Origin of the sequence: Paracoccus sp. SSJ (assembly GCF_030234105.1) — a bacterium.
GTDB lineage: Bacteria > Pseudomonadota > Alphaproteobacteria > Rhodobacterales > Rhodobacteraceae > Paracoccus > Paracoccus denitrificans.
This window is the reverse complement of sequence record NZ_JASSPE010000010.1, coordinates 146435-152582: the sequence shown is the minus strand read 5'-3', so window position 1 is coordinate 152582 and position 6148 is coordinate 146435. Positions and strand designations below refer to the sequence as shown.

Here is a 6148-nt window from a genome sequence, read left to right as displayed (position 1 = left end):
GGCGTCAAGTGAGGCCCCAAGGTCGAAGGCCGAGGGCCGAGAGCCGAGAGCCGGGGATATTTGCACAAGAAAGAAGGAGGCCGGATGTGGCTCTATTGCGGTCCTGGCTCGAAAGCGCCAATCAGGCCAGCAGCATCCAGCCGCCCAGAGAGCATCGGACGCCGGGAGCACGGCACGGCCCACGAAACCAGGCCCGGCATTACCACCTGCCGGGTCGTCAACGGTGGAGCCCACGAACCTGAAGCCGATCTCGCCTGACTTGCCGGCAGCGATGATCCATAGTCACCCATGAAAGGCCGCCTGACCAGGAAGAACGACCCAGGTCGGGGGATATGGCATGAGACGAAATCCACTCGTCATCTCCACAGCGCTTGTCCCGGACCGACTGCGCTGCCTGCCTCTGCCGAAAACCGCTGGAACGGACGGACCGCCCCCATGTCTGGCCCGCCGGATCGGGCGAGGATATGGCCCCATTCAACGCGCGCCCACGGTTTCCTTCGACAAGTCCCTTTCCGATGTCCTCGACGACCTGGACAACCCGCTTTTCCTGTCGGGACATGCCCGCAAGGATCGCCTCGTCTTGCTGGGCGACATCGGCTATTCGTCAATGGACGTGGACTATGAAAGCGGCGGCACACGACTCGACGTGACCATGGCCGAACCGCTTTCGGCATGACCTGGCGTTTCTGAGCGGAGATGGACGATGTTTCGAAAACTGGCCGCAGCCTTTGCGCTGACCGCGACCCTGACGGCCCCCGTGGCCGAGGCCTGCACCCGCGTGACCTATCTCGGCCCGGAGGGGCGCGTCCTGACCGGCCGCTCCATGGACTGGAGCATGCCGATGGTGAGCAATCTCTGGCTGTTTCCCAAGGGCATGAAACGCGACGGTGCGGCCGGGCCGCGTTCGGTCGAGTGGGTCTCGAAATACGGCAGCGTCGTCGTGTCGGGCTATGACATCTCGACCGTGGACGGCATGAACGAGGAGGGGCTGGTGGCGAACATGCTGTGGCTGCTTCAGTCGCGATACCCCGAGGATGACGGGCAGACGCCGCGCATGTCGCTGGCCGTCTGGGCGCAGTTCTTCCTGGACAATTTCGCGACCGTGGACGAGGCGGTGCAATATCTGCGCGCGCATCCCTTCGACACGGTGACCAAGGACGTTCCCGCCCAGCCCGGCAAGCTGACCACGGTGCATCTGTCGCTGTCGGATGCGACGGGCGACAGCGCGATCCTGGAATGGATCGACGGCGAATTGCAGATCCATCACGGCCGCCAGTATCGCGTCATGACGAACGACCCGCCCTATGACCAGCAACTGGCGATCACCGATTACTGGAAGGGGATGAACCCGCGCGAGACCCTCCCCGGGACCACCCGCGCCGCCGACCGCTTCGTGCGCGCCAGCACCTATGTCGACATGGTCGCGCAAAGCGACGATCCGCGCATTGCCGCCTCCGCGGTGTTCAGCGTGGTGCGCAATGCCTCGGTCCCCTACGGCGTCAGCATTCCCGACGCGCCCAACCTGTCCACCACGCGCTGGCGGGTCGTGGCCGATCAGAAAAGCCGCCTCTATTACGTCGAATCGGCGATCTCGCCCAATACCTTCTGGGTCGACCTGAAGGAGCTGGATTTTTCCGAAGGCGCGCCCGTGCGCAAACTGGACCTGGGCGTGGACATGGCGACGATCCATGCGGGCGAGAGTTCGGACGCCTTCGCCGATGCGGAGCCCTTCCCCTTCGAGCCGGCGGATTAGGCCGCGCCAAGGCCCCCGACGAGGATCGCCGTTCCCGGCCGGCCGCAGAGCGCCGCCGCCGCATACCCGGTGCGTCACCGGCTTTTCAGCAAAGGCGGCGGCAGGCTGCGCCAAGATGGATTGGCAGGGGGCTGCACAGAAGGCCCCTCTGGACCTGTTCACCGGATCGGACGAGCCTGCGTGAAACCGAAAGGTGCTCGATTCCCACAGACATTCCTGCCACCCCCGAACGGGGCGCCAGGGATCCATCTGCAAGGGGGGGAAGTGGTAGCGGAGGAGGGATTTGAACCCCCGACACAAGGATTATGATTCCTCTGCTCTAACCAGCTGAGCTACTCCGCCACGGGTGCGTGCGATTTACGGTGCGCGGCGGGGAGCGTCAAGGGGCCGAAAGCAGCTTTGTCAAAGTTTTTGACCAACCTGCCGCGCAGTCGGCCCCGTTCGCCACGACAGCCGCCGGCCAGCTTCTTCGTTCCCCAAAATACTCAAAAAAAACACGCGCGGCGGCGCGGCCAAAACCGCCGCCACCCGCGTGGAAAAGCCCGTGCAATCAGACCGAAATCCCGCTGCGTCCCGCCAAGTCGGTAAAGAACTGCCAGGCCACCCGGCCCGAGCGCGAGCCGCGGGTCGCCTGCCATTCGATGGCCTCGGCACGCAGCCGATCCTCGGGGATCTGCAGGTCGTAGGCGTCGCAATAGCCGCGCACCATGGCGAGGTATTCGTCCTGCGAACAGGGATGGAAACCCAGCCACAGCCCGAAACGGTCCGAGAGCGAGACCTTTTCCTCCACCGCCTCGCCGGGATGGATCGCGGTCGAACGCTCGTTGTCGATCATGTCGCGCGGCATCAGATGGCGCCGGTTCGAGGTGGCGTAAAGGATCACGTTGGCCGGCCGGCCCGAGATGCCGCCGTCCAGCACCGCCTTGAGCGACTTGTATTGGGTGTCGTCATGGCTGAAGGACACGTCGTCCGAGAACAGCACGAAGCGGCGGTCGCTCGCCCGGCCCAGGATCGCCAGCAGCCGCCCGACCGAGCCCAGATCCTCGCGCGCGATCTCGACCAGAACCAGGGGCAGGCCCTGGCGCACCGCCTCGGCATGCACCGCCTTGACCAGCGAGCTTTTTCCCATCCCGCGCGAACCCCAGAGCAGCGCATTGTTCGCCGCATGGCCGCGGGCGAATTGCAACGTATTCGCCAGGAGCGTGTCGCGCGCCCGGTCGATGCCGATCAACTGCACCAGATCGACGCGGTTGACCTCGGCGACGGGCTCCAGCCGGTCGGGATCGGGTTGCCAGACATAGGCGGTCGCCTCGGTGAAACTCGGCTCGGCCGCGGGCGGCGGCGACATGCGTTCCAGCGCCGCGGCGATGCGCGACAGGGCTTCTTCAGACATCGGCTTCCCGTTCTTCCAGTTCGCGTTTCTTCTCGATCCGGCGCACGAGGAAGATCGACACCTCGTAAAGCCCGTAGATCACAGTAAACAGCACGATCTGGCTGATGACGTCGGGCGGGGTGACGATGGCGGCCAGTATCAGGATCACCACGATGGCATAGCGGCGCACGCTGCCCAGCCCCTCGGAAGACACCAGCCCCGCCTTGCCCATCAGCGTAAGCGCCACGGGCAACTGGAAGGACAGGCCGAAGGCCAGGATGAACTTGGTGGTCAGCGTCAGGTATTCGCTGACCGAGCCCTGGAAGACGATCCCGGCCAGATGCGGATTCTGCTCGGCCGCCGCCGCCGGATCGTCGGGCAAGGCCAGCGGGCCCTGCTGGAAGCCCAGGAAGAAATCATAGGCCATGGGCAGGATGATGTAATAGGCGAAGGCCGCGCCGATCATGAACATCACCGGCGAAGCGACCAGGAACGGCAGGAAAGCCGCCTTTTCGCTGCGATACAGGCCCGGCGCGACAAAGCGCCAAAGCTGGTAGGCGATGATCGGGAAAGCCAGCACGAAGCCGCCCAGGAAAGAAATCTGGATGGCGACGAAGAAGCCTTCCTGAAGCTTCAGCAGGATCAGTCCGCATTCCTGCCCACGCGTCTCGAGTGCGTGACAGATCGGCCGGGTCAGGAAGTTGTAGATCGGGTTCCAGACCGTATAGCACAAAACCATCGCCACGACGAAGGCCAGGACCGACCAGATCAGCCGGGTCCGCAACTCAGCCAGATGCTCGATCAGCGGGGCCGAGCTGTCGTCGATGCTGTCGGGGTTCTTGTCGGATTTCGCGGACACTCAGCGATCTTTCGTATCGGAGCGGCGCACCGCATGCAGGCGGCGCTGGCCGGGTATGTGATCGTCGGCCGCGATCGACGCCGCCGGCGCGGCCTCCGGCCCGGACCCGGATGCGGCAGGGCTGTCGGAGGGGCTGCCGGCCGGGCTCGGGCCGTCGCCGGGCTCGGGTCCGGTCGCGCCCGGATCCGGCACGACCTGCGTGCTGCGCGAGGGGGCCTTGGGTTCCCATTTCTCGAACCGATCGGCCGCGCGCTCCAAGGCATCCAGCCCCAGCGCCTTCTTCGACGTCAGCGACTTGACGTCGCGCAAGGCATTGCCGGCCTCGTCCAGGCCGGCACTCTTGGCGGCATCTTCCATAGCGCTGGAAAACTCTCGCGCCATCGAGCGGGCGCGGGCCGTGATCCGTCCCAGCGAATGGAACAGATGCGGCAGATCCTTCGGCCCGATCACGATCAGCGCGACGATGCCGATCAGCAGCAGCTCGCTCCAGCCGATATCCAGCATTGCGATGTCCCGCGCCGGTTACGAACGGTCGGTGCCGTGCGGCGTGACGTCGCGCATGGCCTCGTTGGTCTGGGCCTGGGCGCGGGTCGCGTCCTCGGCCGGGCTCTGGCCGATGGGCTTCTTGGCGTCCTCGGCGGCGCGGTCATATTCCTCGGCGCCGTCCTTGACGCCCTTCTTGAATGCGGTGATGCCCTTGCCCACCTCGCCCATCAGGGACGAGACCTTGCCGCGCCCGAAAAGCACCAGCACCACCACCGCGATGAGCAAAAGCCCCGGAAGGCCGATGTTGTTCAGCATGTCGTTTCCACTCCTTGCCGGCAGTGCCGGCGTTGACGGGCCATATGTAGTCCTCGACCATTGCAATGCAAAGCCCAAACGAGCCCTTGTCTTCCCAACCATGGCAGCCCGGCGGAAAATCCGCCATGCTTTCCATCGCATGAAATCCGGGGAATAAAGTAACGATATGGAGATAACCCAGATCATCAGCGCCTTCGTCACGCTGTTCGTCGTGATCGACCCGGTGGGGCTTGCGCCGCTGTTCATCGCGCTGACCCGTGGCATGACGCCTCAGCGGCGGCGGCGAATCGGCTGGCGGGCATTGGCCATCGCGGCGGGGCTGATGACGCTTTTCGGCCTTGCGGGCGAGGCGATCCTGACCGGCATCGGCATCTCGCTTTCCGCCTTTCGCATCGCCGGCGGGCTGCTTTTGTTCCTGACCGCGCTCGACATGCTTTTCGAACGCCGCACCGAGCGGCGCGAGGGCCAGGCCAGGGACGATGACGACGACCCTTCGGTCTTTCCGCTGGCGACGCCGCTGCTGGCCGGCCCGGGGGCCTTGGCCACGATGATCCTGCTGGTCGGCCATGATGCGAGCGCCGCCCACACGCTGATGATCCATGGGGTCATGCTGGCGGTGCTGGGAATCGCCGCGGCGCTGTTCGCCGTCGCCGGGCCGATCGCCCATGTGCTGGGCCGCACCGGCACCATGGTCGTCACCCGGCTTTTCGGCATGCTGCTGGCGGCACTGTCGATCCAGTTCGTGATCGACGGGCTCAAGGGCTCGGGGCTGGTCTGATGGGCGAGGAGTTCGGCCGCTTCGCCTATCTCGCGCTGCTGCTGGTCGCGGTCGGGGGCTTCCTGCTGGTCGAGCTGCGCAGCCGGCCGGGCCAGGCGCTGCGGCAGGCGGCGGCCTGGGCGCTGATCTTCCTGGGCGTCGTGGCGCTGGCCGGGCTGTGGGACGATATCCGCGGCACGGTCTCGCCCCAGGCGCGCATGCTGGAAGGCGGCCGGATCGAGGTGCCCATCGGCAATGACGGCCATTACCACCTGACGGCGGAGGTGAACGGCACGCCGGTGCGCTTTGTCATCGACACCGGCGCCAGCACCATTGCGCTTGGGCCCAGGGATGCGGCCCGGGTCGGCATCGACCCCGACGGCCTTGCCTATGCCGGGCAGGCGCGCACCGCGAACGGCATCGTCCAGACCGCGACCGTTCTGCTCGATTCGGTCGCCATCGGCGATATCCGCGACACCCGCGTCCCGGCCGTGGTGCTGCGCGCCGATCTCAGCCAGTCGCTGATGGGCATGTCCTACCTGTCGCGCTTTGCCCGCGTCAGCATCGAGGGCAACCGGCTCATCCTCGAACGCTGATCCGCCCCGT

8 protein-coding genes and 1 tRNA gene are annotated in these 6148 nt (G+C 65.8%); 4 read left to right on the top strand and 5 right to left on the bottom strand.

Annotated elements, in window-relative coordinates:
- Window positions 1-337: 337 nt before the first annotated feature.
- Both QPR87_RS13155 and QPR87_RS13150 read left to right on the top strand, forming a co-directional pair.
- Entirely contained in the window at window positions 338-676 is a 339-nt protein-coding gene (locus QPR87_RS13155) for a hypothetical protein (RefSeq protein ID WP_285049819.1), read from the top strand.
- 27 nt (window positions 677-703) lie between these two features.
- Window positions 704-1753 carry a linear amide C-N hydrolase gene (locus QPR87_RS13150; RefSeq protein ID WP_011747250.1) on the top strand — a complete coding sequence of 350 codons (1050 nt, stop codon included), beginning with the start codon at window positions 704-706 and terminating at the stop codon, window positions 1751-1753.
- A gap of 265 nt (window positions 1754-2018) precedes the next feature.
- On the opposite strand, the gene QPR87_RS13145 is transcribed toward QPR87_RS13150, so the two are convergent.
- The 5 genes from QPR87_RS13145 to QPR87_RS13125 all read right to left on the bottom strand — a co-directional run bounded on the left by QPR87_RS13145 (window position 2019) and on the right by QPR87_RS13125 (window position 4785).
- Window positions 2019-2095: transfer RNA gene (locus QPR87_RS13145), tRNA-Met, on the bottom strand.
- A gap of 208 nt (window positions 2096-2303) precedes the next feature.
- Complete coding sequence (locus QPR87_RS13140) at window positions 2304-3146, bottom strand: ATP-binding protein (RefSeq protein ID WP_285049818.1); 843 nt, start codon at window positions 3144-3146, stop codon at window positions 2304-2306.
- The gene (tatC, locus tag QPR87_RS13135; RefSeq protein WP_104491374.1) at window positions 3139-3984 is read right to left on the bottom strand and encodes a twin-arginine translocase subunit TatC; all 846 of its coding nucleotides are present in this window, start codon (window positions 3982-3984) and stop codon (window positions 3139-3141) included. Before tatC ends, QPR87_RS13140 begins: the two co-directional genes overlap by 8 nt.
- Complete coding sequence (gene tatB / locus QPR87_RS13130; RefSeq protein ID WP_285049817.1) at window positions 3985-4488, bottom strand: Sec-independent protein translocase protein TatB; 504 nt, start codon at window positions 4486-4488, stop codon at window positions 3985-3987.
- A gap of 18 nt (window positions 4489-4506) precedes the next feature.
- Window positions 4507-4785 carry a twin-arginine translocase TatA/TatE family subunit gene (locus QPR87_RS13125; RefSeq protein WP_011747246.1) on the bottom strand — a complete coding sequence of 93 codons (279 nt, stop codon included), beginning with the start codon at window positions 4783-4785 and terminating at the stop codon, window positions 4507-4509.
- Window positions 4786-4951: 166 nt separating this feature from the next.
- Between QPR87_RS13125 and QPR87_RS13120 the strand changes: the two genes are divergently transcribed.
- A complete protein-coding gene (locus QPR87_RS13120; RefSeq protein WP_011747245.1) occupies window positions 4952-5563 on the top strand; it encodes a MarC family protein in 612 nt (203 codons plus the stop codon).
- Window positions 5563-6138, top strand: a complete 576-nt coding sequence (locus QPR87_RS13115; RefSeq protein ID WP_011747244.1) for a retropepsin-like aspartic protease family protein — start codon at window positions 5563-5565, stop codon at window positions 6136-6138. Before QPR87_RS13120 ends, QPR87_RS13115 begins: the two co-directional genes overlap by 1 nt.
- Window positions 6139-6148 lie beyond the last annotated feature (10 nt).

Bases quoted from the DNA above. Each gene is read 5' to 3' on its own strand.
- QPR87_RS13155 (WP_285049819.1), top strand. From the start codon at position 338: ATGAGACGAAATCCACTCGTCATCTCCACAGCGCTTGTCCCGGACCGA.
- QPR87_RS13150 (WP_011747250.1), top strand. From the start codon at position 704: ATGTTTCGAAAACTGGCCGCAGCCTTTGCGCTGACCGCGACCCTGACG.
- tatB (WP_285049817.1), bottom strand. From the start codon at position 4,488: ATGCTGGATATCGGCTGGAGCGAGCTGCTGCTGATCGGCATCGTCGCG.
- QPR87_RS13125 (WP_011747246.1), bottom strand. From the start codon at position 4,785: ATGCTGAACAACATCGGCCTTCCGGGGCTTTTGCTCATCGCGGTGGTG.
- QPR87_RS13140 (WP_285049818.1), bottom strand. From the start codon at position 3,146: ATGTCTGAAGAAGCCCTGTCGCGCATCGCCGCGGCGCTGGAACGCATG.
- QPR87_RS13115 (WP_011747244.1), top strand. From the start codon at position 5,563: ATGGGCGAGGAGTTCGGCCGCTTCGCCTATCTCGCGCTGCTGCTGGTC.
- QPR87_RS13120 (WP_011747245.1), top strand. From the start codon at position 4,952: ATGGAGATAACCCAGATCATCAGCGCCTTCGTCACGCTGTTCGTCGTG.